Origin of the sequence: Photobacterium aquae, assembly GCF_001029445.1 — a bacterium.
Classification (GTDB): domain Bacteria; phylum Pseudomonadota; class Gammaproteobacteria; order Enterobacterales; family Vibrionaceae; genus Photobacterium; species Photobacterium aquae.
Genome location: NZ_LDOT01000007.1, coordinates 77,278 through 101,299, shown reverse-complemented (window position 1 = coordinate 101,299; position 24,022 = coordinate 77,278). Strand labels below are relative to the sequence as shown.

Annotated in this window: 22 protein-coding genes; 8 read left to right on the top strand and 14 right to left on the bottom strand. The window is 46.8% G+C overall.

Annotated features, from left to right (window positions below; genetic code table 11):
* Positions 1-7: 7 nt before the first annotated feature.
* The 4 genes from ABT56_RS07525 to ylqF all read right to left on the bottom strand — a co-directional run bounded on the left by ABT56_RS07525 (position 8) and on the right by ylqF (position 4,343).
* Complete coding sequence (locus ABT56_RS07525; protein WP_047878260.1) at positions 8-529, bottom strand: protein disulfide oxidoreductase; 522 nt, start codon at positions 527-529, stop codon at positions 8-10.
* Positions 529-2,592, bottom strand: a complete 2,064-nt coding sequence (locus tag ABT56_RS07520; protein WP_047878259.1) for a protein-disulfide reductase DsbD family protein — start codon at positions 2,590-2,592, stop codon at positions 529-531. Before ABT56_RS07520 ends, ABT56_RS07525 begins: the two co-directional genes overlap by 1 nt.
* Before the next feature lie 117 nt (positions 2,593-2,709).
* Positions 2,710-3,132 carry a hypothetical protein gene (locus tag ABT56_RS07515; protein ID WP_047878258.1) on the bottom strand — a complete coding sequence of 141 codons (423 nt, stop codon included), beginning with the start codon at positions 3,130-3,132 and terminating at the stop codon, positions 2,710-2,712.
* Positions 3,133-3,395: 263 nt separating this feature from the next.
* Positions 3,396-4,343: a ribosome biogenesis GTPase YlqF gene (gene ylqF / locus ABT56_RS07510; protein ID WP_047878257.1), complete on the bottom strand. Its 948-nt coding sequence runs from the start codon at positions 4,341-4,343 to the stop codon at positions 3,396-3,398.
* 370 nt (positions 4,344-4,713) lie between these two features.
* Between ylqF and ABT56_RS07505 the strand changes: the two genes are divergently transcribed.
* The 3 genes from ABT56_RS07505 to ABT56_RS07495 are packed head-to-tail and all read left to right on the top strand — an operon-like array spanning position 4,714 to position 6,756.
* Positions 4,714-5,976, top strand: coding sequence for an ADP-ribosylglycohydrolase family protein (locus ABT56_RS07505; protein ID WP_157037799.1), 1,263 nt, complete (start codon positions 4,714-4,716; stop codon positions 5,974-5,976).
* Positions 5,977-6,011: 35 nt separating this feature from the next.
* Positions 6,012-6,227 carry a hypothetical protein gene (locus tag ABT56_RS07500; protein ID WP_047878256.1) on the top strand — a complete coding sequence of 72 codons (216 nt, stop codon included), beginning with the start codon at positions 6,012-6,014 and terminating at the stop codon, positions 6,225-6,227.
* Positions 6,228-6,255: 28 nt separating this feature from the next.
* Positions 6,256-6,756, top strand: coding sequence for an opioid growth factor receptor-related protein (locus tag ABT56_RS07495; RefSeq protein WP_047878255.1), 501 nt, complete (start codon positions 6,256-6,258; stop codon positions 6,754-6,756).
* 81 nt (positions 6,757-6,837) lie between these two features.
* Here the strand turns inward: ABT56_RS07495 and ABT56_RS07490 are convergent, their stop codons facing one another.
* The 4 genes from ABT56_RS07490 to ABT56_RS07475 are packed head-to-tail and all read right to left on the bottom strand — an operon-like array spanning position 6,838 to position 11,354.
* Positions 6,838-8,994: a cytochrome c gene (locus ABT56_RS07490; RefSeq protein WP_047878254.1), complete on the bottom strand. Its 2,157-nt coding sequence runs from the start codon at positions 8,992-8,994 to the stop codon at positions 6,838-6,840.
* Positions 8,994-9,602, bottom strand: a complete 609-nt coding sequence (ccoO, locus tag ABT56_RS07485) for a cytochrome-c oxidase, cbb3-type subunit II (RefSeq protein WP_047878253.1) — start codon at positions 9,600-9,602, stop codon at positions 8,994-8,996. The genes ABT56_RS07490 and ccoO overlap by 1 nt, the downstream gene beginning before the upstream one ends.
* 4 nt (positions 9,603-9,606) lie before the next feature.
* A complete protein-coding gene (gene ccoN, locus ABT56_RS07480; protein WP_047878252.1) occupies positions 9,607-11,016 on the bottom strand; it encodes a cytochrome-c oxidase, cbb3-type subunit I in 1,410 nt (469 codons plus the stop codon).
* A gap of 11 nt (positions 11,017-11,027) precedes the next feature.
* Positions 11,028-11,354 (bottom strand): c-type cytochrome, encoded by a 327-nt coding sequence (locus tag ABT56_RS07475; RefSeq protein WP_047878295.1) that lies wholly within the window; start codon positions 11,352-11,354, stop codon positions 11,028-11,030.
* A gap of 626 nt (positions 11,355-11,980) precedes the next feature.
* On the opposite strand from ABT56_RS07475, the gene csm6 reads away from it, so the two are divergent.
* Positions 11,981-13,096 carry a CRISPR-associated ring nuclease Csm6 gene (gene csm6 / locus ABT56_RS07470; protein WP_047878251.1) on the top strand — a complete coding sequence of 372 codons (1,116 nt, stop codon included), beginning with the start codon at positions 11,981-11,983 and terminating at the stop codon, positions 13,094-13,096.
* A gap of 71 nt (positions 13,097-13,167) precedes the next feature.
* A complete protein-coding gene (locus ABT56_RS23880) occupies positions 13,168-13,338 on the top strand; it encodes a hypothetical protein (RefSeq protein ID WP_157037798.1) in 171 nt (56 codons plus the stop codon).
* 421 nt (positions 13,339-13,759) lie between these two features.
* Here ABT56_RS23880 and ABT56_RS07465 read toward each other — a convergent pair whose 3' ends face one another.
* On the bottom strand, positions 13,760-14,392 hold the full coding sequence (locus ABT56_RS07465) for a winged helix-turn-helix domain-containing protein (protein WP_047878250.1): 633 nt from the start codon (positions 14,390-14,392) through the stop codon (positions 13,760-13,762).
* A 206-nt stretch (positions 14,393-14,598) separates the two neighbouring features.
* On the opposite strand from ABT56_RS07465, the gene ABT56_RS07460 reads away from it, so the two are divergent.
* From ABT56_RS07460 to ABT56_RS07450, 3 genes are all read left to right on the top strand, one after another.
* Positions 14,599-16,221: a DUF4145 domain-containing protein gene (locus ABT56_RS07460; protein ID WP_053062411.1), complete on the top strand. Its 1,623-nt coding sequence runs from the start codon at positions 14,599-14,601 to the stop codon at positions 16,219-16,221.
* Between the two features lie 172 nt (positions 16,222-16,393).
* On the top strand, positions 16,394-16,657 hold the full coding sequence (locus ABT56_RS07455; protein WP_053062410.1) for a hypothetical protein: 264 nt from the start codon (positions 16,394-16,396) through the stop codon (positions 16,655-16,657).
* A gap of 203 nt (positions 16,658-16,860) precedes the next feature.
* The gene (locus ABT56_RS07450; RefSeq protein ID WP_047878249.1) at positions 16,861-17,379 is read left to right on the top strand and encodes an Hcp family type VI secretion system effector; all 519 of its coding nucleotides are present in this window, start codon (positions 16,861-16,863) and stop codon (positions 17,377-17,379) included.
* A gap of 81 nt (positions 17,380-17,460) precedes the next feature.
* Here ABT56_RS07450 and ABT56_RS07445 read toward each other — a convergent pair whose 3' ends face one another.
* From ABT56_RS07445 to ABT56_RS07430, 5 genes are all read right to left on the bottom strand, one after another.
* On the bottom strand, positions 17,461-18,219 hold the full coding sequence (locus tag ABT56_RS07445; protein ID WP_047878248.1) for a TerC family protein: 759 nt from the start codon (positions 18,217-18,219) through the stop codon (positions 17,461-17,463).
* A gap of 288 nt (positions 18,220-18,507) precedes the next feature.
* A complete protein-coding gene (locus ABT56_RS24175) occupies positions 18,508-18,681 on the bottom strand; it encodes a hypothetical protein (RefSeq protein WP_169753891.1) in 174 nt (57 codons plus the stop codon).
* Positions 18,682-18,904: 223 nt separating this feature from the next.
* Entirely contained in the window at positions 18,905-20,773 is a 1,869-nt protein-coding gene (locus ABT56_RS07440; protein ID WP_047878247.1) for an ATP-dependent zinc protease family protein, read from the bottom strand.
* A gap of 259 nt (positions 20,774-21,032) precedes the next feature.
* Positions 21,033-22,325, bottom strand: coding sequence for an alpha/beta fold hydrolase (locus ABT56_RS07435; protein WP_047878246.1), 1,293 nt, complete (start codon positions 22,323-22,325; stop codon positions 21,033-21,035).
* A gap of 78 nt (positions 22,326-22,403) precedes the next feature.
* Positions 22,404-23,906, bottom strand: coding sequence for a hypothetical protein (locus ABT56_RS07430; RefSeq protein ID WP_053062409.1), 1,503 nt, complete (start codon positions 23,904-23,906; stop codon positions 22,404-22,406).
* Positions 23,907-24,022 lie beyond the last annotated feature (116 nt).

Sequence of the window (24,022 nt, the reverse complement as noted above, 5' to 3'; positions counted from 1 at the left end):
TATTTTTTTAGAGGTATGCTAACTGGGTTCTTAGCCAAATCCCCATAGGGGTGGTAAAGCCCGTTGTAAGGCTTTTTATTTCACCTTGGTAAAGAATAACAACGGTAGGAAACACATTGATCCCCCATTGCTGGGTGAGATGCCCTGCTTGGTCGTTGATGACGGGAAATTGAAAGTCATGGTGGTGACGGTAGGCATTGAGCGTACGGTCATAGCCCGATGTCGATGCCACAGAAACCGTAGTAACGTCCTCGCTCAGCCAATTGACCCCAGGGCTGACAAATTTGCATATTGGGCACCATGTTGCCCAGAAATACAACACAACAGGCTGCTGTTGGCTGAGGGCGGTAACGTCAATGAATTCACCGGTGGTCGTTTTGCCTTCCATTTGCGGGGGGATGCCTGTGGCGATATCTTTATCCCGCCAATAGTCGAGTCCGGTGGTGAGTACCATGATGAACCCCAGTATTTTTATGGCTTCGCCCAGCCAATTCCGTATCTTTCTTGCGCTGCGAGTCTTAGTGGCCATTATTGCTTTCCTTGTGCCTGTTTGAGTGCGTCGGTTACCGATTCCTTGGTAAGAAGTTCCGGCAGGGCGATCCCTTGTGGGGCGGATGGCCCGTAGACGATATTGAACGGCACACCGTACCGGCCATTGGCGCGTAAATATTGGGTGACATAAGGGGACGGTTTGGTCCAGTCCCCTCGCATGCGGATGATATTGTCGTCCGCCAGTGCCGAAAAGACGGGATCTTGAAGTAATACACTGACTTTATTGACCTTGCAGGTGATGCACCAGTCGGCAGTGACATCGACAAAGACGGTTTTACCGGCATTGACCGCTTGGTGTATCGAATCGATATCGAGCGGTTGCCATGCATGATCCTGAGGTAGGGGCTTTGCCCATTGGTCGGTAATCAAACTACTTGCGATAAGGCCGCTGCCAGAAACAAGAATCAATCCGCTCAAGGCCAGAACTGCCGATTGTCTTCCTCTCTTCCTGCCTAGCTGCCATAGCAGGGTCGTAGCAAGGGTGATAGACAAAAGCACGACAGATGAAGTCCCGATAAAGTTACCCAACAGACTGAGCAGCCATACGCTAGAGGCTAACATCATCAGTCCGAACAGGGTTTTGACATAGTCCATCCACTTGCCGGGCTTGGGAAGTTGCTTGGCTAGGCTCGGAAATAGGGCGATGATCAGCCAAGGGGACGCCATGCCGATGGCCAGTGCGGTGAAGATCGTAAACAGGGTGAGGATATTTGCCCCCAGGGCAGCGGCAACTGCCGTGCCGAGAAATGGTGCGCTGCAAGGGGTTGCCAGTAGGGTGGCGAACATGCCTTGGATGAAGTGCCCAAGATAGGAATTATCGCCTTTGCTTGCCAGCCAAGTCGTAGAGCGGCTAGGCAGGCTTATTTCGAATAACCCTAACATGTTGGCTGCAAATACCGCAGTCACCATGACCATTGCCCCGATAAAATATGGGCTTTGAAACTGGATGCCCCAGCCAAGTGCCTGCCCGGATATTTTTAGCAGGGCGAGAAATGCAGCGAGAAGCCAAAACGAAAACAGGATACCGGCTGCTGAAGCGATAAATTGCAGGCGTATCTGGCGCTTTGCCAATCCTTGAACGGCGATAACACTGCTTAGTTTCATACCAAGAACCGGCAGTACACACGGCATAATATTGAGGATGAGGCCGCCCAACAGTGCCAGAGCGATGGTTTCTGCCAGAGTGCTTGAGTGTTTCTGTGTGATGGGTAGATCATTGGCAACGGCGGTTTCCTCTGCGCTAAATCCGTTGTCGCTGAAAGTGATATTTAACGATTTGCCGAGTAAGTCCGGAATACCGAACCAACTACTGGCTTTCATTGTTGCCAGCAGTTGCTGACCATCAACCGTGATGCTTGGGGTTTGGAATGAGACGGATCCCATTTCTTTGTCGTTGGCGTCGACGAATAGATCAGGAGCATGCCAACCAAGTTGGTTGTTGGCGACGATAGTGAGCTCTTGCGCGTTGGCGTCCCATGACAGGGCCTCAACGTTGACACTAGGTTGTGCCTTGGGCACTTGCCCCATGCCCTGGTTGTAGAGGTGCATGGCCGGCTCATCCAGCGTGAGTTGGCTGGGTTGGAAACCGAGCGAGATGTCGTAGTGGGTCAGGACGCAAATATTGGTACACGATGACATGGTGAGTTTGCCCGATAGAAAAACAGGCTTTGCCATATCATCAATGTGCAGTGTCATTGGGAATATAATACGGTGCTTGTAGCCAAGGGTTTCCACACCAAGGAAATGATGGCGTTCTGGCATTGGCCAGAACCAGTCAGCATGGTTCAAGTTGGTGGATAGGTCCCAATTGATAGAAGGGGCGACACCGCCTTCGCCGGGGCTGCGCCAGTAGGTTTTCCAGTCACCCTCTAGCTTGACTTCGAGCAGGGCTTCTACTGTTTTTGTCTTAGTATCGTGTTGACCGGTAAGCATGTACCTTAGCTGGATGGGCGGATGATCCGGGTTTTGCAACCAACCAGTAGAATATGTCGCGGCTTGGGTGGCCAGTGGTAGCAGCAGGCCGACCAAAATAATGATCATGGCGGAAAGCGTTAATCGCCAGTGGTTCGATGTGTTCAATGGAGTATCTCCGAAAAAAGCAATAGCGGGCCTTCTCACTGAGAAAGCATATGGTACTGAGTCGAGGGGCGTTGCTTTTTATTCTCTGAAGACACACAAGGTTAAGTGTCGCCGTCGTGAGGGGGCTATGGGCTCGGTGGTGATTGGAAACGACAGGGCAGGGCTTGCTATGATCGCAATAACCAGCAGCAGGAGCATTGAGCAGACAATAGCTTGGGAAACTTGCTGCTGATGATGCTGAAGCAGTTTTTCCGCCAGTGAACAGCCTGAGCCATCCTCGGTGTTTTCATGTGCTTTCGAGGTAATGTCAGCAAGTGGGGTTGCTGCGCTTCCTGATGGCAGAGCAGAATTGAAAACAGGGGGCTCGGCGCTGTTTTGGGCCATCATATCACTACAGCTTTGCAGTATACCGGCATGTTGTCCTGAACAGAGCAATACCACAAACAGCACCAGACATAGGGTGATTTTGGTATTGTTGATATGTTGTCTGTTCAGTTGCATTTATGGCTCTTGGCGGAGGAGTAATGGTTACAGGCTATATACAGACCAGCAGTGTGCTGATAAGTTTCTTGAATCTTATCTTTTTATGTCGACCACTGTAAATTGGTGATCAGAGATAGAGCCGAAAAAAGCTTGAAAGAAAAGTGTTATTTTATGAGAAGCGATTGTTATAAATAAAAATTTCACACTCAGGCTGTACGTTATTAGCTAAAGAAAAGCCACACTGGATAGTGTGGCTTGATAGGCAATGGATAGACAACCAATTAACGTTTGTTGCGAAGGTAACGCTTGCGGCGTTCTTCTTTTACTTTGGCTTTTTCCTCGGCCTTGCGCTCGGCTTCAATAGCTACATCGATAAGTTCTTGGGTGATCATTTCTGGGCGTTCCATCGTGATATTGCCAAGAGTGCCGTTACGCAGTTCGTTGATTAGGATCTCGGACGCTTTGTGCAGATCCACGCGGCCGCCAGATTTCAGACAGCCGCGCTTACGGCCAATTTCTTCCATCATTTCGATTTCGGATTCTGGCATTTCGTCGATATCGTAACGTGCTTTCAGCAGTTCAGGGTATGCCTGTGCCAGATATTCAACAGTAAAGAATGCGACATCGATGTAGTCCATTGCCGTGTCTTTGACGGCACCGGTAGCGGCAAGGCGGAAACCACTGTGTGGGTTTTCCACTTTCGGCCACAAAATTCCCGGGGTATCCGACAGCACGATACCGTTTTGCAGGTTAATGCGCTGCTGCTGACGTGTTACCGCTGGCTGGTTACCGGTTACAGCAACTGCACGGCCAGCTAGGGTATTGATGATGGTGGATTTACCGACGTTAGGGATCCCCATGATCATGGTGCGAATGTTTTTGCCCATTTCTTCGCGGTTAGGGGCCAGTTTACGACAAAGCTCGGTGATCTTGTGGACTTCGTTGATGTTTTCCGTGGTGATCGCCATCGCTTTTACACCTTGCTCTTTCTCAAGGTGCTCGATCCACAGTTGGGTCATTTCAGGATCAGCCAGATCACGTTTATTCAATACCTTCACAACGGGCTTGTTGTTCTTTTCACGGAAGGTTTTGATCAGCGGGTTTTCACTGCTGAACGGAATGCGGGCATCCAGTACCTCGATGATCACATCGATTTTCGGCAGGACTTCTTCGATCTCTTTACGGGCTTTGTGCATGTGGCCCGGAAACCACTGGATTGTGTTACTCATGGGTAAAACTCTATGCTTGCTCGCCCACATGGGGTTAACCAATGCGTAGCTGGCGGAATTCAAATAGGGCAAGAAAACGATAGCCGTGGCTTTGCCGTAACTTGCAGACTTGTTGTGAAGTGTAACCTACTGGGTGTGATACATAAAATGTTTTGGCGGTGATCGGCTTTTTTACAGGGCTCTGATGATGATTATGTATTCAGCGGAGGGGGATAAAATTATTGGTGGAATCCATAAATCGTAAGCTTATTAAATCCAATGTACTCAAAATGAGTAGTACAATTGTCTGAGCTGGACTATTCAGTAGTGAGTATAGTGCTGTGTCATTTGTCGCCAGCATTGATGAGAGATTTTGGCTTGGAATGGCAAGATGCTAAAAGAAGAAAAGATGTTATTGGCGGGACGAGGTGCGCTTCTTGGGCTGGCATGTGGTGATGCTTTGGGGACGACGTTGGAGTTTAAACCTAAGGATAGCTATAGCCCTTTGACCGATATTGTCGGTGGTGGCCCTTTTGGATTAAACCCCGGCGAATGGACAGATGACACGGCGATGATGCTATGCCTTGCGGATAGTTTGATCGAGAAGGGGGGGAATGACCTCAAGGATCAGCTAGAGCGTTATACCCGCTGGTACCAGCACGGCGAGAACTCATGTACGGGGCGCTGTTTTGATATTGGTAATACAGTACGTAATGCGCTTGTAAGGCATCAAGTGACCGGTAAGGCATACAGTGGCGTCACGGATGAGTACAGTGCCGGAAATGGTAGTTTGATGCGCATCGCACCTTTGGCCTTGTTTTATCGGGATCAGTGCGTATCGGTGGCGATGGAAGCGGCGGCGGAAAGTAGCCGTACAACACATGGTGAAAGTCGTTGTGTTCAAGCGTGTGAGTTAATGACAATGCTTATTCACCGATTGCTTAATACCACGGATGAACAAAGCCCGCAGATGTTTTTAGCACATGCATTGGCGGATTATTTTGCATTGAGGCCGGACTGTCATTCAGATATCTGTTATATCGCGCAAGGGAGCTATATCGATAAAACGCGTGATGGCATTCATGGCTCTGGTTTTGTGGTTGCCTCTTTGGAAGCGGCGCTATGGTGTTTTGCCCACAGCACGAGTTTTGAGCAAGGCGCCTTGCTTGCCGCTAATTTGGGTGAGGATGCCGATACTACGGCTGCCATTTATGGGCAGTTGGCGGGCGCCTATTATGGCGGAGCGGCCATCCCCGTGCATTGGCGGCAGAAATTAGCATGGCGACATCATATTGAAGATATCGCGTTGTGGCTAATGCGTCGCCCCAAACGTGCGCATATCAAGGGGTTTATTAGTGAGGTGAAGCGTCAAATCGACTTGGGTGACGTTGGTCGGGTTAATATTTATGGGCTGGTGTATCACTATGATTTGATGATAGACCAAATTAATTACGATGAGATTTTTGCAAGTAAGCCTTGGTATGACGATCTCCCTCCTTCAGTATGGTTTGCCGACGCAACAATGCGGCAGTCACTGTGCTGGCTCATTAGCTTGGTTCGACGGGAGCGATTTATGGATGGTTTGATAGAAGACTCGGTTGCCAACGGTGCCGTAAGTGCCTGCCTTGATAGATTAGAAGAATTAGTTGCCTAAATTGGGCTATTAAATAAAAGAAAAGGAAAATAAGCATGAGTATGCCAATTGAAGATATTGAAGTTGTGTGTGAAAAGTGCGGAACAATATACCAAGATTGGATGCGTGGTTCGGTGAATTTAGACCTGGATGATTTCGATGAAGAGTATATTGACAAGTGTTCTTCATCGGTATGCCCAAAATGCCAACATAAGGTATATCATTCAGCCCTAGTTGTGAAAAATGGCGTGTGGAAAATAAAGGATTGCTAGACTTATTCATCATTGGTTTTATTCGTTTATGAGTGTTATCACCTGTTTTTTTCGCAACGAAGTGCCCGATGTATTTGGTCGGTACATTAATGAATTATTAGCTCATAACCATTTTTGGTTAGAGCATGATCATAAGTATATTCAGATGTTGTTTCCGATGGACGAGGGGGATAAATTTAATCGTCATGCGCCGTTGGTGACAGACGAAGATCGTATGGCATTTTCAGATCATATCGATTTGCGTAATCGCCATTTGCAAGCACTGGATATGATGTTGGAATACTATGGCATGGCGCGCAATGGCGAGATGGTTTATGTTACTGGTGAGTTAGCGCCTCAAAGTCATGAATGGCTTAAGCCGAACAATCATAATCAATTACGTATTAGCCGGATAATCCGAAGTTTGTCTTTATTGGGCAATCACAATATTGCAGCGTCGTTCTGTAGGGCTTGTGTTACTGAAGCTGAAAAGCATGGCACAGTATCAAGTAAAACGATGGATTTTTGGTATCACGCATTACGACAATAGAGCAATTGGCTTACAAAAACGCCTGTTACTACAGGCGTTTTTAGTGTGTTGTACTCTGATTGGGATCTAACAGAATACCCGTTATTCCACATCAACCCCAGGATCGCGCTGTTCGTACATGTACGGTGTGGTATGCAGGCCTCCGGTGTAGCCAGCTTTCTCCAGTTTCTCACGGACGGTTTTGACCTGCTCGGCTGTTACCGGTTCTTCTCGTGCACCAAGGTAGAGGCGTACGAAAGTGATTAAATCTGCAAGCGTTTGATCTGATAGGATATCCTCGAAGCTGGCCATTGGCATAAAGTTTCGGTCTTTATCGAGATAGGTTGGTTGTAGGCCTCGGATGGTAACAGCGATAGTATTAAATGGATCGCGGTGCATGATGATACCGTTGTTGTAAAGGGTTGGGGCGATCGGTGGTCGGCCTTTGCCGTCTTCACCGTGGCAAGCACCACAGGTTTGGTTGTAAGTGGTATAGATAGCCTTTTGGTAGGCATCCTCAGTAAAGCCTGATGGTTTGAGGCGTATTGCGCCATCGGCCAAAAAATTATGGGTGTCACCAGCAAGCAAGTAATAGGACATCGCTTCGATATCGCTGCGGTCCATTAGGCTCAGGCTGTTTTTGATAACATCGGCCATGCCAGCAAACGCGGACCCTTTGCTAGAGTGGCCGGTATGCAGGAAATCGGTGAGGGAGGAGAGATCCCAACCGTCGGTATAGAGTTCAGTGACAGTGATATCAGGCGCATTCCAGCCATCGATAATGTTACCTTGGAAAATTCGCTCACTGATTATTGACTGTGCGATATTTCGTGGGCTGTGGCACTCAGAGCAATGCCCGAACCCCGCCACCAGATACTTCCCCCGTTGCCATTTTTCGACATCATTAACTTTGCCATTTAGCTGGGAAGGCAAGGTTAAATCTAATGGTGCGGTATCCATAAAGACCAAATTCCAGCCAAGCAGCCCTAGCCGGATATTAGAGGGAAACATCATTTGGTTTTGATCATTGCGGCGTGATACCGCAGTGATGGATTGCATATACTCCCACAGATCTTTCATGTCTTGCTCGGTGACATACTGGTAGGAGGTATAGGGCATGGCAGGATACAAATAACCGTGCTGGCCTTTGCCGTCCACCAAAGCCGCCTTGAAATCATCGTAGCTGTAGTTGCCGATCCCTTCGCTGACATGGGGGGTTATATTGGTTGAGTATACCGTGCCAAAGGGGGTGACAAAGGGAAGTCCGCCAGCAAAAGGTTGTCCCCCTTCCGCACTGTGGCAGGCCACACAGTCACCGGCATGGGCAAGGTACTCACCGCGTTTAACAGCGTCCTTATCGAGTTTGGCAAGTTTGGCGTCTTCATCCAGACGCGCTTTGGTGATAAATGCACCTAGCGCCAGAATTTCGTTATAGGTTAGCTGTTTGCCGAAGGCGGGCATCACATTGTTGATCCCATTGCGGATAGTATGTTGGATCTCTTTGATGCTGCCGCCATGAAGCCAAACGGCATCAGAGAGTATGGGCACTCCTGTTGCTTGATTAGCGATGGTACCGTCACCGTGACAAGAGGCGCAGTATTGCATAAATAAGTTTTTGCCCAGTTCCACCTTGACTGGAGGGACATCGGTATGACGCTGGTTGAGCGAGGCCAGATAGTAGGACATTTTTGCGATTTGATCCGGATTGAGGACATCAACCCAGCCCGGCATTGCCCCGTTTCGCCCCAGTTCTATAGAGTGGATGATGGCTTCGTCCGAGCTGCCGTAGAGCCAGACATTATCGATGAGATTTGGGAAATGCTTGGCACCCTGGGCGTTGCTACGGTGGCAAGCTGCACAATGGGTCTGAAACAGAATTTGTCCTGATGCGACAATATCCGGGTGCTTGGCCAGATTGAGTAGTCCAGTATCGTTGATGCTTTCAAATTGATCGTCCAAGCTGGTGGTTGGTCTACTGAGTTTGTCATCACTTTGCTGCCAATCAATTAAGCCTTTCCAATTACCAAGGCCCGGATACAGGAGCAAATAACCCGCAGACAGAACGAAGGCGATAAAGAATGCCGTGAAAAGTAATCTGGGTGGTGGAGCATCTGTCTCTTTAATATCATCAAAAGTGCCGATGACGGTCTTTTCACTCGCGGTGTGATTCGAACGCCAGTATTTCACGATGACGTATAGCATCAAAGCGAGGAAGATGAGGGTGAGGATTATTGCCCACAGGTTCCAGAACATGCTCATTAGTATGCCCCCTCTGATGTATCAACACCTAAGCTTTGCAAATAACGGATCAAAGCCTCGCCTTTGGATTTCCCTCTGACTTGCAATCGGGCATTGGCAATATCTTCGTCACTGTAGGGGACGCCGAGAGTGCGAAGTGCTTCCATTTTGTCTTCAATTTCATCGCCGGTTAGTGCTTGTTCAAACAACCACGGATAAGCAGGCATGATTGAGGTAGGAACGACTTGTCGAGGGTTGATCAGGTGAATGGCATGCCATTGGTCGGAGTATTTACGGCCTAGATTGGTGAGATCCGGGCCGGTACGTTTTGAACCCCATAGGTTGGGGAATTCATAAATATCATCAGATTCTTGGTTTGGACGTCCGTTGCGCTTAACCTCCGGATCAAGCGGTCGTACCATTTGGGTATGGCAAACATGGCAACCTTCACTGATGTAAATATCCCGTCCGGCTACTTCGATGGCCGTTAGCGGCTTGGCTTGGCTTTGGGCGCGTAATTTATCGCTCTCCATCAGGTTAGGGACAACCCATACCAACAGTGAAAACGCGGCGACGGCAATGGTGGTGATGATCAGAATGAAGACGGATTTGGTAAAATCGGCACTCATAGACTTATGCCTCCTTAGCCATTAAAACCGCTGGGCTTCGCACGGTTTTGACAAGATTGACAACCATCAGTACTAGTCCGAGAACAAACAGGACACCGGCAACAAAGCGAAGGAACAGCCAAGGGGCTTTGAAGTTCATGGCCTCGACAAAACTGTATATCAGCTCACCGTTATCGCTTTGCGCCAGCCACATGTAGCCTTCGCCGATCCCTGCGATCCACAATGCAACGGCGTAGAGCAACACGCCAGCATGGGCCAACCAAAAATGCCATTTTATGAGCCTGCTAGACCATAGCTGTTCTTTGCCCCACAGGCGGGGGATAAAATAGTAGAACATTGCAATGCCTGACATACCTACCCAGCCAAGCGCGCCGGAGTGGACATGGCCAATGACCCATTCGGAGTTGTGGGCAATCATATTGAACCAGCGGATAGCTAAAAGTGGGCCCTCGAACGTTGCCAAGCAGTAGTAGATAATTGCCGAGAAGAAAAACAGCATGATGTAGTCTGTTTTGAGCTTCTGCTTGTTTTGTAGCAAGGTCATTGCGCTATTGAATGCGCCTCCCCAAGACGGTAGCCAGAGGATCAGAGACATGACTATCCCAATATTCTGCACCCAGACTGGCACGGAAGAGTAAATGAGGTGGTGAGTCCCCGCCCAGGTATAAAAGCCGACGAGCCCCCAGAAATGAATGATAGAAAGGCGGTAGGAGTAAATCGGTCGGTCGGCAGCTTTGGGAATAAAATAGTAGTTCATGCCAATAAGACCGGCGGTCAGCAAAAAACCGACGGCATTATGTCCCCACCACCATTGTACGATGGCATCTTGCGCTCCCGCGAAAACAGAGTAGGACTTCATGAAATAGGCGGGAAGGGCAAGGTTGTTGACGACGAAGATCATCGCGATCACGATGATGAAGGCGGCGAAAAACCAGTTGGCAACAAAAATATGCTTGGTCGTGCGTTTAGCCAGAGTACCAAAAAACAAAACGGCATAAAGAACCCATACCAGTACAATAAGCAGATCGATGGGCCATTCTAGCTCGGCGTATTCTTTTGAGGTGGTATAACCCAGCGGCAGGCTGATAACTGCCAGTAGCAGGATCAGTTGCCAGCCCCAGAATACCATCCATGCAAGGCTTTGGTTGAACAGCTCGCATTTACCGGTTCGCTGAGCAATGTAGAGTGATGTGCCCATCAGCATATTGACGACAAAGCCGTAAATTACCCCTGATGTGTGCAGCGGCCTTAGTCTACCGAACTGGATATATTGGGAGTCGAAATTCAAAACCGGCCAATAAAGCTGTGCGGCAAGAATCACCCCGATGGTCATTCCGATGACAGCCCATGCCATAGCGGCAACAACGAAATATTTCACTATTTTCACGTTGTACTGCGCCGATATCTCAGTCATGAAGCCACCACTTAGTTTGAATTGTCTGAACCCAGTGTTGAGTAGTAATAGGAAATATCTTCCATATCTTGCTCAGACAGAGCATCTGCCTGCTGATGCATCAGAACGGCCAATCCGCCGGAACGTTCACGGGATTGATAGCTCTTTAAAGAAGTGATGAGGTAGGTCATCTTTTGGCCGCGGAGGTTAGGGTAGGACTCGATGCTGGAAATACCGTTCTCGCCATGGCAAGTCATACACACTTTGGCTTTTTCTTTGCCTATTTCAAACTGGTCGTCGGCGGTGGCGAACGGGGAAATAGCACCGCCACAGACAAATACAGCAACGAGAGGAACCACCTTTGCCAAATGTTTGCTCACGCGATACCTCCATTGGATGATAAAGAGTGCAGATGAAAAGAAAGTATAGCGTTGGTTTGGGAGTTTGCGGTGGGTGGAGATTGCCATAGGGGGCGGGAGGTGTTTGGAGCTGTTATGGGGCAGCGAAAATTTTGATTATAGGTCAATTACAAAAAATATAATCAATTAAGCATTTGTTTTTTCATGGGAAATGTCTTTGGTGAAAGATAGCGTTTAGTAATTGTGAATTAGTAAAGCTTTGATGTTTAAAGTATTTAAGAATGGCTGTTTTGAGAGAATGTCAATTTCATATTATGAGTGAGATTTAATATCAGCTGTTTGTAAGTTTAGTTTCTCTATGCCTGTTAGTACTCTTTTGCCGGACTTATTTGACATTATCCTCGCTTTTTCAAAATGAGTTTCGGCTTCGGCACAACTTATATCAGGGTGAGCAGTAAATTGAAATTTCACAAGCTTATGAACTAGCATCTACTGCTTTTGAGTAGTATGATTGCGTCATTGATTTGGTTTGGTGTTAAAATCAAAATGATTACGTTGATGTGGTATGGGATACCAGATTGACAGTAAATCCCTGACAACTGGTTTATATCAAGGTACTAACAATAATGAAAAATATTCTTCTCTGTACAACAGGTGCAACGCCTCAGGTCATCACAGAGACCTTATATGCGCTATACACTCAGGGTAAAACGTATCCAGACGAACTCTACGTAATCACAACTGAAAATGCTAAACATATGCTTGTCGATGGCTTGTTCACGCGTGGGCATCTACAGGCGCTATATGATGAGTACGGCATGCCTGCTGTTAAGTTTGATGAAAGCCATATTTGGCTGATTGAAGACGAGCAGGGCAAACCTGTTTTTGATGCCAAGGGGGAAGAAGACCAGTCTTACATGGCGAATTTTATCACCCGTAAGGTGGCAGAGTTGACGGCGGATGCGAATACCGCTATCCATGCATCAATTGCGGGGGGCCGCAAAACGATGGCGTTCTATATGGGCTATGCGATGTCTTTGCTTGGCCGTGAACAAGATTCGCTGAGCCACGTCTTTGTTAATGATCAATTTGAATTTGTCCCCGATTTTTATTACCCGACGAAAACAGACAATTTTATTGTCGGTAAAACGGACTATAGCCTGTTAAACACCAAGGATGCAGTGGTTACATTGGCGGAAATTCCTTTTGTTCGTATGCGTAAGAAGTTCGAAGATGATCTGATTAGTCAGATAGAAGAAGCATCGTTTACCAAAACAGTTGCGCGGATGAATGCTGCTGATCAGGTTGCCTCTGTGCAGTTATCTAACAATGCACTAACCCTTTCAGTGTTGGGGATTGATATCAAACTGACTGCGAAAGAGTTAGCGTTGTACCAGTATATTTCTCGAGAGAATCAGAAAAAGGTTCTCGTAGACCGATGTTTTATCGACAGTATTGAACCAAGTATGGCATTTTTATCTGCATATAGCTTAATGAAAGGTGACCAGCGAGTTTATAAAACCTTTGGTCTATGTGATGAGATGGATTGGCGAGATAAGAACTTGTCTGGACTGAAGCCGATGGAAAAAGAGTTCATTCAACCTATTCGTAGTGTAATTAATGGTAAATTAAGAAAAGCACTGCCCGTAGAGGTTTATGAAAAAGTACAAATTCAGTCAAAGCGGGTGAAGGGGGGAAATGAGTACTGGATCTCGCAGGATATCACTGTGACTGACTTGTAATTACATCGTTGTTAATGTGAATTTGTCATCAAGCATAGTAAACAGCATTCAAAGTGTTAGGAGAATCAGCTGTGGCTGATAATAAAATTAAATTACGGATTGAGATAAAAAAACAACACGATTTGCATTTGTATTCTGTTAAAAAACGATTTTTAACAGAAATGCTATCAGTGGAACGTAAGCATAAAAGAAATGAAAATACATCTTCTGTAAATTATGTAAATAATATTTATTTAGGTTGAACAACATGGTAGGCCGGAATAGTACGGCCATCCAATTCCCATATGTTAATATTTACATTTAAGAGCAACATTATATACGGTCATCTTATCACGACCGCTAAACATTAAGCTGCATTGGTCATCTAAATAGTAACTACGATTTCTACGTATTTTGGTTTGCATTTTTTCATTGATGACTAAAATTTTATTGTCACCTATTCTTTCAAAATCATAATGAAAATGAATACTCTTACCTTCAGAGAGCCGATCTTTTAATGAAAAATAAGTAGCATTTGAATCTAGTGTGTTCATAAATTGATTTGTGTTAACAAACCAATGATGAGACGGTATTTCAACAGTACCAATCCATCGTGATGACTGAGATTGGGTTGCAATATAAATACAAATGTTAACAGCGATCAATATTATTAATAAAAATATTTTATTTACAGGAAAGTAATTGCTTTCCTTGGGTATAAATACATTCATGTTTATCTAATGTTACTATTATGTCTTTGCTGTTTGGTTTTTTCTCAATGTATGGGTATGGCGTGTGAAATATCATATCCATGTAGAGGTTTTTATAATGAATTGCCGAACCTAATCGCCATGATTGAAAAATCGTCATTATGATAAGTACAGTGAAAACAATGCGCCACAAGGGATTTTTTGTCTTAGTCTCGTTTTCGTGTGTTTCTGCTTTACTCGCCTCATCTATAATACATTTTTCAACATTTTCATAAGTTGAAAAATTAAGCATATAGCCTACACCTGGTTTGTTAACAATAATAGATTTATCATTATCTTCGAGTAGTTGGCGTGTGCGAGTAATAATTTGCGGTAAACTTTCAGCCGAGATAGGTCTTGAACCCCAAATAGCATTAACAATAGACTCTTTATCCATTGTTACAGGGTGAGCATTATACAAACAAAGAAGTAAATCATATTGCTTTTGAGTTAACGTCAAAGATTCTTTTGTAACCCCATTATCTAAATCTTTCTTATGGTATAAAGCGCGAGAACCAACACTCCAGCAGTAATTACCAATGATAAGTGTTTTAGAATCTGTTTTCATCAGACATTTAAATTCTTACTAGGTATAAAATTGGGCTGATATTGTAAACGGTGAAGATATTCTAGGCAAGGTAAAATACTATCGCTTGTGAGGATTTAGATTGCCACGATCTACTCAATATAAGTTGATGTTCGCAAGCTTATAAAGTGCATGGCTAATATTATAATCATTATGATTACGACAATATTGAAAGATAAGAGTATGTGATGGTTCGTATGGTGTGTAACTTCAATATGATGGCTAATGATTATTCGCATGAAAAAATGGCAACGGGCAACTTTGACTTTTTGCGCTATGAGTTTATAGAGCTCTATCAGCAAGCGGTACAGGCAGAAAAGTACCTGTATAGCGATAGTCAGGCAAGTTTGGCCAAAATGCGATTGTTTGTTGAGTTAGCTTGCCATGAATTGGGGAAATATTTGCGGCTACGTCCGCCTGTTCATGGAGAGTTACGTAACAAAATCAATATGCTGGAGACATCCGGAAAGGTTGAGCCTTGGGTGATTGACGTTATGCACACACTGCGTGATGCGGGCAACCGGTCAGTACACTTAACGGAAATTAATGGCCACTTTGTTGCAAAGTTGAGTGTTTCAGCGTCGCGCATGGAAAATTTGATGCGTGATTTGCATGATGTGGCGAAATACCTTGCCAGCAAACTAGGGGGCTCTGAGGTTGCTTCTACATCTGAGTGGATAAAACCTGCGGAGTCTGCATTGTCTGAACTGGTCGAGCAAGCTCTGTCTGGCCAGCGTGATGCGAGCTATGCCTTGGCTGAGTATTTTTACGAGCAGTTAGCTAGCAAGGTAGAGACAGGGGCGGATAAATGGTGGTCTAAAACTATTTATGCTGATTGGCAACGCGATCTTGCCTACTGGTTGGAAAAGGCACACAGTCAAGGTCAACCTCAGTCTTGGTTGCTATTGGCCAAGAGTTACGCTTCCGGTAAGTTGCCTGAAACATCAGCCCGAGATGCGAAAATGTGTTTTAAAAAAGCTCTTGAGCATGATGATGACGGGCAGGCTGCCTTGGCTTTTGGTCTCTACCTTCAGCAGAATAGTGAGCAGACTCGTGGTTGGCAATTGATTGAGCAGGCTGCGGATAAAGGCCTTCATGAGGCGCTGTGCTGTTTGCAAAAACGTGATAGCCAGCGTGATAAGTCTCGTTACTTAACGTGGCTTGCTAAAGGGCTTGAAGTCAATCAAGTGGCTGCGTTTACTCTTGATGCGTTTGAGAAATTGCAGAGCCTACGGCAAACGCCAGAGTGTGAGGGGGCAGTCAAGGCCTTGCGCAGTGCGGTGATTACTGCTGTCGCTAAACGTGCCCCAGGCATTGAGTTTATTGTTGCTATTCAGCAGGGAAATGGCTGGGGTAACAAGGAGTTGTCGCCTGATGAGATGGTTAAGCAAATGGTGGCGAGCTATTCAGACTTACCTGATTGCATTTTTTATCAGCGTGAGCTTTTCGATGCAGTTTGTGCCGCCCAAGGTCACTATGACGAGTTACGCAAAATTTACCGTTATGTCGCTTCGACAGTTGCTTCAGGGGATGATCTTGCACAGGTTCAGTTTTCAATGGCGATGAAAGCTATTGAGGCGTTTAAACAAAACCGTAATGTTGCGATTCCTGAACCGCTGCACTTGTTGTTGCAACAATCGGCTGATGCAGGTCACAGCGAAGCGCGTGCATATATAAATTCCAGTGAGGGTAAAGCACTGCTCAAAAAGACTGGATTTGTAACCGGTGGCCGCATGCGAACGAAGTCCGCGGAAGAAAAGGCAAAAGCAAAGAATAAGCGGAAACTTGCCCAAAAAAGCCGTCGAAAGTAAAGCCTTAGTTGATTATGTGATTGAGGAAAAACGGGTCAGTTAAAGCTGGCTCGTTTTTTTTGCATTAAACAGAGGGTTCTGCCTCAATTTAATATATCGATGTGGAAAGTGAATACCTTGGTCGATTAAAGTATGAGAGTACTTAGGCATACATTTTGACAGGGAGGTATCGATGTTTTCGCATTTCACCGTGATTACAGAAGGTGTTGCGCATAATTTGGATCGGCATTTTGATTGCCGTAACGGGCGTGTGTTTATGTCGGTGAACCTTTGGGTAGAAACCGAAGAGCAGATTTTCGATATGGTTTCTGAAATTGGACGAGATGCTGGTTGCGATGTGCGTGGTGACTTAAGAGTATATAAAACCGAGCCAAAGCAAGCAGCTCAAAATGATGCCTATGGTTATGGCATTAACTTTGCCCCTTACGGGGATTAAGTGTTACTGGGCAAGATATTGCTTATTGGGCAACTTATTGCTTGAGGCGGGCAATAAGTTGCTTCTTATGGTTGTGTTACTCAGTGTCTATTTCAAGTAAGTTTAATAAAATCAATTGCTTGTATCGTTATTGGTGGTTGGCATGGTTTTCGCGTTATTGATGGTGCAATTTCGCAACTATTCCATTGAAAAAGGATATTACAATGCCAACTCCTTGCTATATATCTATTCAGGGCCGCACTCAGGGCAATATCACTGCGGGTTCATTCACTGCTGATTCTGTCGGTAACATTTATGTGGAAGGCCATGAAGACGAGATGCTGGTGCAGGCGTTTGATCATATTGTTACCGTGCCGACGGATCCGCAATCAGGGCAGCCTGCAGGTCAGCGTGTTCATAAGCCATTTAAGTTTACGGTGGCGCTGAATAAATCTATCCCGTTGATGTATAACGCGCTTGCATCGGGTGAAATGTTACCGAACGTACAATTGCGCTGGTACCGTACATCCGTAGAAGGTAAGCAAGAACACTTCTTTACCACGACGCTGACAGATGCCACTATCGTTGATATCGACTGTCAAATGCCTCATTGTCAGGATCCTATGAAATCTGATTTTACTCAGCTTATAGAGGTATCTATGGCTTATCGTAAGATTGATTGGGAACATACTGTGTCTGGCACATCGGGCGCTGATGACTGGCGAGCGCCGCTTGAGGCTTGATTTTATTTATCTTGTCGGGTGCTGCCTAATCGTGATTGATGCTTTACCTCCCAGCGAATGCTGGGAGGTTGCTTTTTCGGCTTAGTATTGCGCAGGTGCAGGGCGAGGCTGTATCGGTTTGATGGCTGGTGTGTTGATTTTGCTGTTGAGCTTAATGTGACAACATTCCATTACTAAACCGAAAGCCATGGCGAAATAGACATAACCTTTGTTGAAGTGGATGGCGAAACCTTCAGCCATCAACATAACTCCTAGCAGTACCAAGAACAGCAGGGCGAGCGTTTTGAGCCCGGGATAACGCATGACCGCATCGTTGATTTTCTCGGCGCACAATACCATGACTACGGCAGAGGAAAGAATCGCCGCAACCATTACCGGAACATCATCCGTCAGTCCAACCGCAGTGATGACAGAGTCCATAGAGAAAACCGCATCGACAGCAACAATTTGAAGCAAAATTAAGGTAATGCTTGCTCTCACTTTGCTGGCATGCGCAGTGTCGGAAGCGGTCAGCCAAATCCATAGTTCCTTGAGGCTTTTGGCCAAGAGGAATGCACCCCCGGCAATCATGATCAATTCCCTGCCTGTAAAGGCGAACTCACCCAGACTCAACAGTGGTTGAGTTAGCGACATAACCCAGCTAATTGAAAATACCAAGCCGATTCGGGCAATGACCGCAAGGGCGATACCTAAATTGCGGGCAAATTTACGTTGGTGCTCGGGTAGGCGTTCACACAGCACGGAGATAAATACGACATTGTCTACCCCAAGGACAATCTCAAGGGTGAACAGTGTTGCAAAAATAAACCATGTTTCAGGCTGGAGAAATAACTCTATCATTGGGTCACCTCTGAGAATGAGGCTGCCGCAATAACAGTGGGTAAATCATGAGAAGAATGGTCTGAAACAGAGCCATGAGTAAAGGGAGTAAAAATAGTCGTTCGACTGAAGGGGTCGTCCATTAATGTATATTGCCTTCTATTGCTTAGATGGCTTGAGTAGACCATCAGACACGTATTTCAGCAATAGGGGGAAGTGTAACAAACTGTAAAGAACAACCATCGCCGATGGATGATTCAATCGGCGTATTTTGCAACACATTGTCAGAGCACAAAGGGAAAGTGTGGGTTAGTTGTTGTCAGTACTCTCAAATGGTTGTTCAGGCAAGTGCCCATGATCTTGATGGGCTTGCTCTTTGGCCTGTTTTTCGTGCATTGCATCAATCAGGATTTTGTCGAGGCGTGCGAAAAAGAGATCCTCTTCGGCTTTGCCGCGAAGATGCATTTTGTCATAGAAGTCCATAGCTTGCCTCCGGTCTATCTACTGATCTTCACTTTAAGCCTAGCCAAATGTTGCGAGGGTGTTGGTTTAATCATCAAAAGTTTGATCTGGAAAGGATGCTGCGAGGTTATTCCTTGATCTTTGGTTGTTGATCGTTTGGATCGCTAAATAAGCTATCCGAGCATGAAATTAAGCGATTCGAGGGGAAAGAGGAGAGTAATCGCCCCTCTTTCCTAGGAGAGCATTAACGGCCTGACTGGGTGAGGATGTATTGTTTGTCGCTGCTGACGATGATGTTGTGTTGGAGGAAGTTCTGTCCCAGAATCATACTGTATTTGAAACGGCTGCGATCCCGTAGGTTGACGGCCACCTCGTACTTTAGTTTGCCGAGCTGCACGGTTAACGGCACGACTAACCTTACTTTTGAGGCTTCACCTTCTCGCGCCTTGATCCGCATTTCCTTGAGCACCTTTTTCGTGAACGTGTGCGTGTCACCTTGGGTATTTCGGTAGGTAAATGTCACCCATTTTTCACCATCTTTATCGAAAGGTTTGATGTCGGTGGCATGAATGGAGCTGATATCGGCCCCGGTATCCAATTTGGCTGGGAAGCTCATTCCTGCTAGTTTCACTTGCTCAATGTAACCTGCTTTGACCGGCTTTGTTTTTTCGAGCAGGTATGTTGTGCGGGTGTTGATAATAATTTTTCCCGGGATCAATTCGGGACTAATTTCAAATTCACTATAGCCCGTGTGCTCGTGTTCCGCTGACAAGGCGATATCTTTCAGAAGCAGATTATCTGGCAGCTTTATTTCAGCACCGACGACTGGACGGATCTCTTTACCAATACGTAGCTTGTGCTTTAGGGGTTTTTCTATGTTCTTTACCCGACCGTGAATATCTGTAGTTCGGTAGCTGACCTGTTCACCGAATTCATTACGCTTTTCGTCGATGCGGTTAACATTCAATAGCGGTGTCTTGATAGTCGTAGAGGGGATGGCTTGATACTGACTACCATCTATAGTTAGGTTTTCTTGAGCACTGATCTGTAAGGTCGATTTTTCCTTGGCTGCTGAAATAGCTAGTTCTAAAGGTTTCTCGGAGAGATTTTGCTTGCCTAAATGGACCATGAAATGTTGGCTGAGAGCTTCCGTCCCCAGTCTTAGCTGGCTGCTGTATTTGCTTCGATCGCGTAGGTAAGCCTGAATAGGATAAGTGTGGTTGCCCATTGTTACGGGAACATATACAAGCGGTCGTTGGCCGTCTTTGAATGTTAGCATCCTGTCTATAGGCAAGGTTAAGGATTGGGACTGTTTATTGCGACCAGTCAGTTGAAAGGTCACCGTCTGCTTGTGCTTATCGATTTTAACCTTTTTAGCATGAAGGATGCTGTAGCGATTTTTGAACGAGATGCTGACATTGACTGGGATATCGTTGATTTTCGCTTGCTCTTTGCTGCCGATCAGTTTGGCATTGTGCTGCGCCTGAAGATAGTTAAATCCGGCATCCACCCAAGCGGTTTGCTTTAGAAAGGTTTTTCCTACCAAGATGGGATAGGAAAAGCGGCTGCGGTTGGCCAAGTTGACCTCGGTGTCGACAGTGGTGCCGGCAATATCCAACTTGAGTTTGATTACGGGGCGGGCAAGGTGGCCATCCCCACGGCTTTTTATCATCGCCAGGCGAAACAGTGGTTTGGTCAGCGTGATTGTGTCTCCGTCAATGGGATTGGTCAGATCAAAAGTCACCATAATATTGGTTTTGTCGTCACGATCTCGAAGAGCGGTAGTGTTGAGGGCATCATAGTGGCTAGCAATGGCATTCAGTAATGCCTCGCCAGATAAACCATCGAATTCAGGATCTGTTGCCGTGATTTTAATATTCGTGGCGTGAATAGAGGTGGAATCTGCCCCTGTATCAATTTTAGCGGGTAATGCAATGCCGCTAAGTTCAGTGATTCCGGGTAGTGTAACGAACTCGATTCGGCCTAGAACGATCTTTTTCTCAACGGTTTGACGACTGGCAAAGACTTGTTCGAACTGTGTATTGGCGGCATGAACCGGAAGTGATGTGCTGATAAGGGCCAGCAAGGCGGCGAAAAATAAACGTGAAGACATAATGATAGCCAACCATCCTAAGTGTTTTGCTGTTATTCAAGTGTACTCGCTTGATGTATCGCGTGGTGGGTTAGTTGCTCACTATTCAGTAGTGATTAAGTTAATTATTGCAACAGAGACCGTCTCGCAGCGGCAATGTGTGCGGTTTGCTTGAAAATGAGATAACGCTGTAGGAGGAATGGTCGCCAGAATGGTCGCCAGCGATATGATTAACTGGCGACGTACAACTGACGGCGTTTTGTCGTGATGTTATAGAGTGCTATCGTGTGGTATTGGCAATATAGTCTGCTTGGGCAATGAGTTTGTCGAGGATCCGCTCGCCGTCTTCGCGCAGGCCGTTGTGCTCATATTCGTTGGTGAGCCAGGCTTTGCTGTTCGGGATCCCTTGCAATGTTTCTAATGAGTAGTTCATTTCTACATACATGTCTTCGGCATAGACGGCACAGCTAACGGGTACCTGATTGCGTGACAGGGTATCTGCATCGTACAGGGCCGGCCAGTCTGTTTCTTCGGCAAGTTGTTCGGCGGCGTGTTTGAGCGGTTTTAGGCAATCAAGTTGCTCAAACATCCACGGGTAGACCATTTCCCCGGTGAAGTAGAATGGTGCTCCTTTTTGGTAGTTGAAGACAGGGTATTGTTCTCGTACCCGTTGGGCTGACCATAGGGATGCTTCCTGCTGGCAGTAGATCGATTCGTGCAAGATGGCATAGATAGGATTAGTTTGATACGCCTGTTCTGCCAGCATGGCGTTGAGAAAGCCGTAGCTGAGAGTCTCTTTGCCGTTGCAGGTGACAAAGGCACTTTCAAGCAAATAGTACATCGGTAAGTGGGCGTGGCTGCGGCCCAGGTTGATGCCGATAAGTTGGAATTGTTCTACGGTAAAGCGCTGGCCGTTAGGGAGTCTTACGTCATTATCGATCAGATAGTCGGCGATTTTTCGGCAGTGCATCTGTGCTTGCGGGAAATGTGCAAAGAAGGCTTGGTTTTTGTCCCAGACACGTTGGTAAGTTGCTTGGTAAACCTTATCGGGGTGGCCGTGAATAGGTGGTACGCCGCCGGTCATGTAAACCCGGCTCAGGCTCTGAGGGTAGAAAGACAAGTATGTCAGGGCACAGAATCCCCCGAAGCTTTGGCCCAACAATGCCCATGACGTCACTCCGAGTTGTTGGCGTATGGCTTCTGCATCGCGCACGATATTGTCGGCACGGAAGTGCTTCAGGTAGTCAGCCTGTAGTTTCCCGTCCATATGGGCAAGGGTCTGGTGGGTGATTGGGGAGCTGTTTCCGGTACCGCGTTGGTCGAGTAACAGCACTCGGTATTGTTGCAGTGCGCGTTTTAGCCATCCGCTTTGACCTTCTGGTCGTGGCGAGGGGAAGCCCGGGCCGCCCTGAAGGTAAACCAACCAAGGCAGGTCTTCGTCTTGGCGTTTGATATCCACAACTTCTCGGGCAAACAGGGTGATGCTGCCACTGTCAGGGTGGTTGTGATCGAGAGGAAGTTCGAAACGGTGCTGGCAATACACCGTATTCCCATCAGTAAAGCGGGTATCCATAGTGCGTCTCCATTTTGGCAAAACATGCATATTATATTGCTGGCCTGTTTTTAGCATGTTGAAATTTCAGGCTTTACGTCACGGTTTTCCCGTCTGCGGAGGCAGGAAAAAGGACTCGAACATATTGGGTTCATCAAAGTGCCGCTCGCCGATAAATGTGATGGCATGGTGTCCCTTCTGACGCATAGCACCTGCAGAGAGAACGCCAAACGGCCAGAGGTAGAGTCGTTCCAACCGTTCGCTATTGCCAACCAAACCTTGAGAATTGAATAGGCTGTGATGCCGGTTGTCGGTGGTTGGTATACTTCTTAATTCATGGTATGACAGCGGCGAAAGGGGACGAGCCTGTTGCAATTCGGTGTTGCCCCACTCGACGCCGGCTATCATGTGCTCCCCTTCGGTGAGATTGATATGGAGCCTCTGCTTGTTATCGGGCCTGACACGTATTTTTTGGATAGGCGGTTCGATGTTTTTCAAGGGGGGCTTGGGGGAAAGAGTGTTGTTGAGGGCAAACACCATGTGGTAGCAGCCACAGTGGTGGATGCTATCGAAGATCATGGGGTTGCCTTGATGATCAAGGGTCAGCCGAAGCAGCAGAGCATCGAATGGGCCCGCGTAAGGATCGAGCTGGCGGGTAGGTGTTCGGCGTGGAAACCAAAGGCTGTAATGTAGCTGGAGATAGGTTTGTCCGTAAAATTCGGTGTAGCTGTGATCCCAATAGACGGAGGGTTTGGCGGTATCAACGGTTGGTGTTGAGCGAACGTCCATTGTGACTCGGCCGGGGCGGTCATCGCGGGACTGGGTGGCGATGCTTACCAAAGGGGCGTAATGGGCATGAAGACTGCGTATCTGATCCGCAGAGAGTTGCGGCCAGAATAGGCTGCTTTCATGGCGCGCGTTTTCAAACCAGCGGCGTATAGTTTGTTGTGGCAGCTGCGGTTGCATGTTGTCGCCGAGCAGATAGTGCGTGGTGGGGAATGCGGGTGGCTGGTCGAAATGGCCTAGAATTCGGTTTCGCTCTTGGTTTATTGCTGGCAGTGCCAAGTGGCTTGCTACAGGGTAGAAGCCAAAGGCTTTCATCCATGGTTGGTAATTGGATGCAATGTGTGGGGCATGTGCGGTGAGTTTGAGCCATAACTGTGGGTTGTCGCTTGTTTCCTTAGTGAGTTTTGCGGCGCACTGATCTAACTGTGCAAGTCGAAAGCCAGGATTGACCTTCAGGTTTTGAAATTCGCTTTTTCGTTGGAGTGCGGCAAGGCGGGATGTATATGCCAGCCACTGGTGGCGGTCACGTGTCGTGCTTACATGATTGAGAATCGATTGGCTAAACCGGTCGAATGACAAGTAGGGAAAGTGGGGGTGTTCGGTATATTGAACATCGTTAACGCCTTGGCGCTTTACCTCCTGTTTAAAACGGGATAGCTGCTGGTGGCATTGTTCTAATACCGTATTGCCATGAAGAGCCGCTGGGGGATGGGAAGCACATGCTGTTATTAGCAGGGACAAAGCGAAAATGAAGGCTGAGCGGGTAGCTAAGCAGATCATTAAGCGGAGAGTCGTAGGCGAAATAGCCCATGCCATAGAGATATCCTATCTGTGAGCGGAAACTATCCTGAACGAAATACGAATTTGATAGGCACACTATAACCAACTTGTTGTTTCATTGTGAGTCTTTTTGTGGGTTTGTAATAAAGATG

Excerpts from the sequence above, each read along its gene's own strand:
- ccoN (WP_047878252.1), bottom strand. The coding sequence starts at position 11,016 with ATGACTGAGATATCGGCGCAGTACAACGTGAAAATAGTGAAATATTTC.
- ABT56_RS07525 (WP_047878260.1), bottom strand. The coding sequence starts at position 529 with ATGGCCACTAAGACTCGCAGCGCAAGAAAGATACGGAATTGGCTGGGC.
- ABT56_RS07520 (WP_047878259.1), bottom strand. The coding sequence starts at position 2,592 with ATGATCATTATTTTGGTCGGCCTGCTGCTACCACTGGCCACCCAAGCC.
- ABT56_RS07500 (WP_047878256.1), top strand. The coding sequence starts at position 6,012 with ATGAGTATGCCAATTGAAGATATTGAAGTTGTGTGTGAAAAGTGCGGA.
- csm6 (WP_047878251.1), top strand. The coding sequence starts at position 11,981 with ATGAAAAATATTCTTCTCTGTACAACAGGTGCAACGCCTCAGGTCATC.
- ABT56_RS07515 (WP_047878258.1), bottom strand. The coding sequence starts at position 3,132 with ATGCAACTGAACAGACAACATATCAACAATACCAAAATCACCCTATGT.
- ABT56_RS07460 (WP_053062411.1), top strand. The coding sequence starts at position 14,599 with ATGGTTCGTATGGTGTGTAACTTCAATATGATGGCTAATGATTATTCG.
- ABT56_RS07435 (WP_047878246.1), bottom strand. The coding sequence starts at position 22,325 with ATGGATACCCGCTTTACTGATGGGAATACGGTGTATTGCCAGCACCGT.
- ABT56_RS07490 (WP_047878254.1), bottom strand. The coding sequence starts at position 8,994 with ATGAGCATGTTCTGGAACCTGTGGGCAATAATCCTCACCCTCATCTTC.
- ABT56_RS07505 (WP_157037799.1), top strand. The coding sequence starts at position 4,714 with ATGCTAAAAGAAGAAAAGATGTTATTGGCGGGACGAGGTGCGCTTCTT.
- ABT56_RS07440 (WP_047878247.1), bottom strand. The coding sequence starts at position 20,773 with ATGTCTTCACGTTTATTTTTCGCCGCCTTGCTGGCCCTTATCAGCACA.
- ccoO (WP_047878253.1), bottom strand. The coding sequence starts at position 9,602 with ATGAGTGCCGATTTTACCAAATCCGTCTTCATTCTGATCATCACCACC.
- ABT56_RS07495 (WP_047878255.1), top strand. The coding sequence starts at position 6,256 with ATGAGTGTTATCACCTGTTTTTTTCGCAACGAAGTGCCCGATGTATTT.
- ABT56_RS07450 (WP_047878249.1), top strand. The coding sequence starts at position 16,861 with ATGCCAACTCCTTGCTATATATCTATTCAGGGCCGCACTCAGGGCAAT.
- ABT56_RS24175 (WP_169753891.1), bottom strand. The coding sequence starts at position 18,681 with ATGGACTTCTATGACAAAATGCATCTTCGCGGCAAAGCCGAAGAGGAT.
- ylqF (WP_047878257.1), bottom strand. The coding sequence starts at position 4,343 with ATGAGTAACACAATCCAGTGGTTTCCGGGCCACATGCACAAAGCCCGT.
- ABT56_RS07430 (WP_053062409.1), bottom strand. The coding sequence starts at position 23,906 with ATGGCATGGGCTATTTCGCCTACGACTCTCCGCTTAATGATCTGCTTA.
- ABT56_RS07465 (WP_047878250.1), bottom strand. The coding sequence starts at position 14,392 with ATGAAAACAGATTCTAAAACACTTATCATTGGTAATTACTGCTGGAGT.
- ABT56_RS07445 (WP_047878248.1), bottom strand. The coding sequence starts at position 18,219 with ATGATAGAGTTATTTCTCCAGCCTGAAACATGGTTTATTTTTGCAACA.
- ABT56_RS07455 (WP_053062410.1), top strand. The coding sequence starts at position 16,394 with ATGTTTTCGCATTTCACCGTGATTACAGAAGGTGTTGCGCATAATTTG.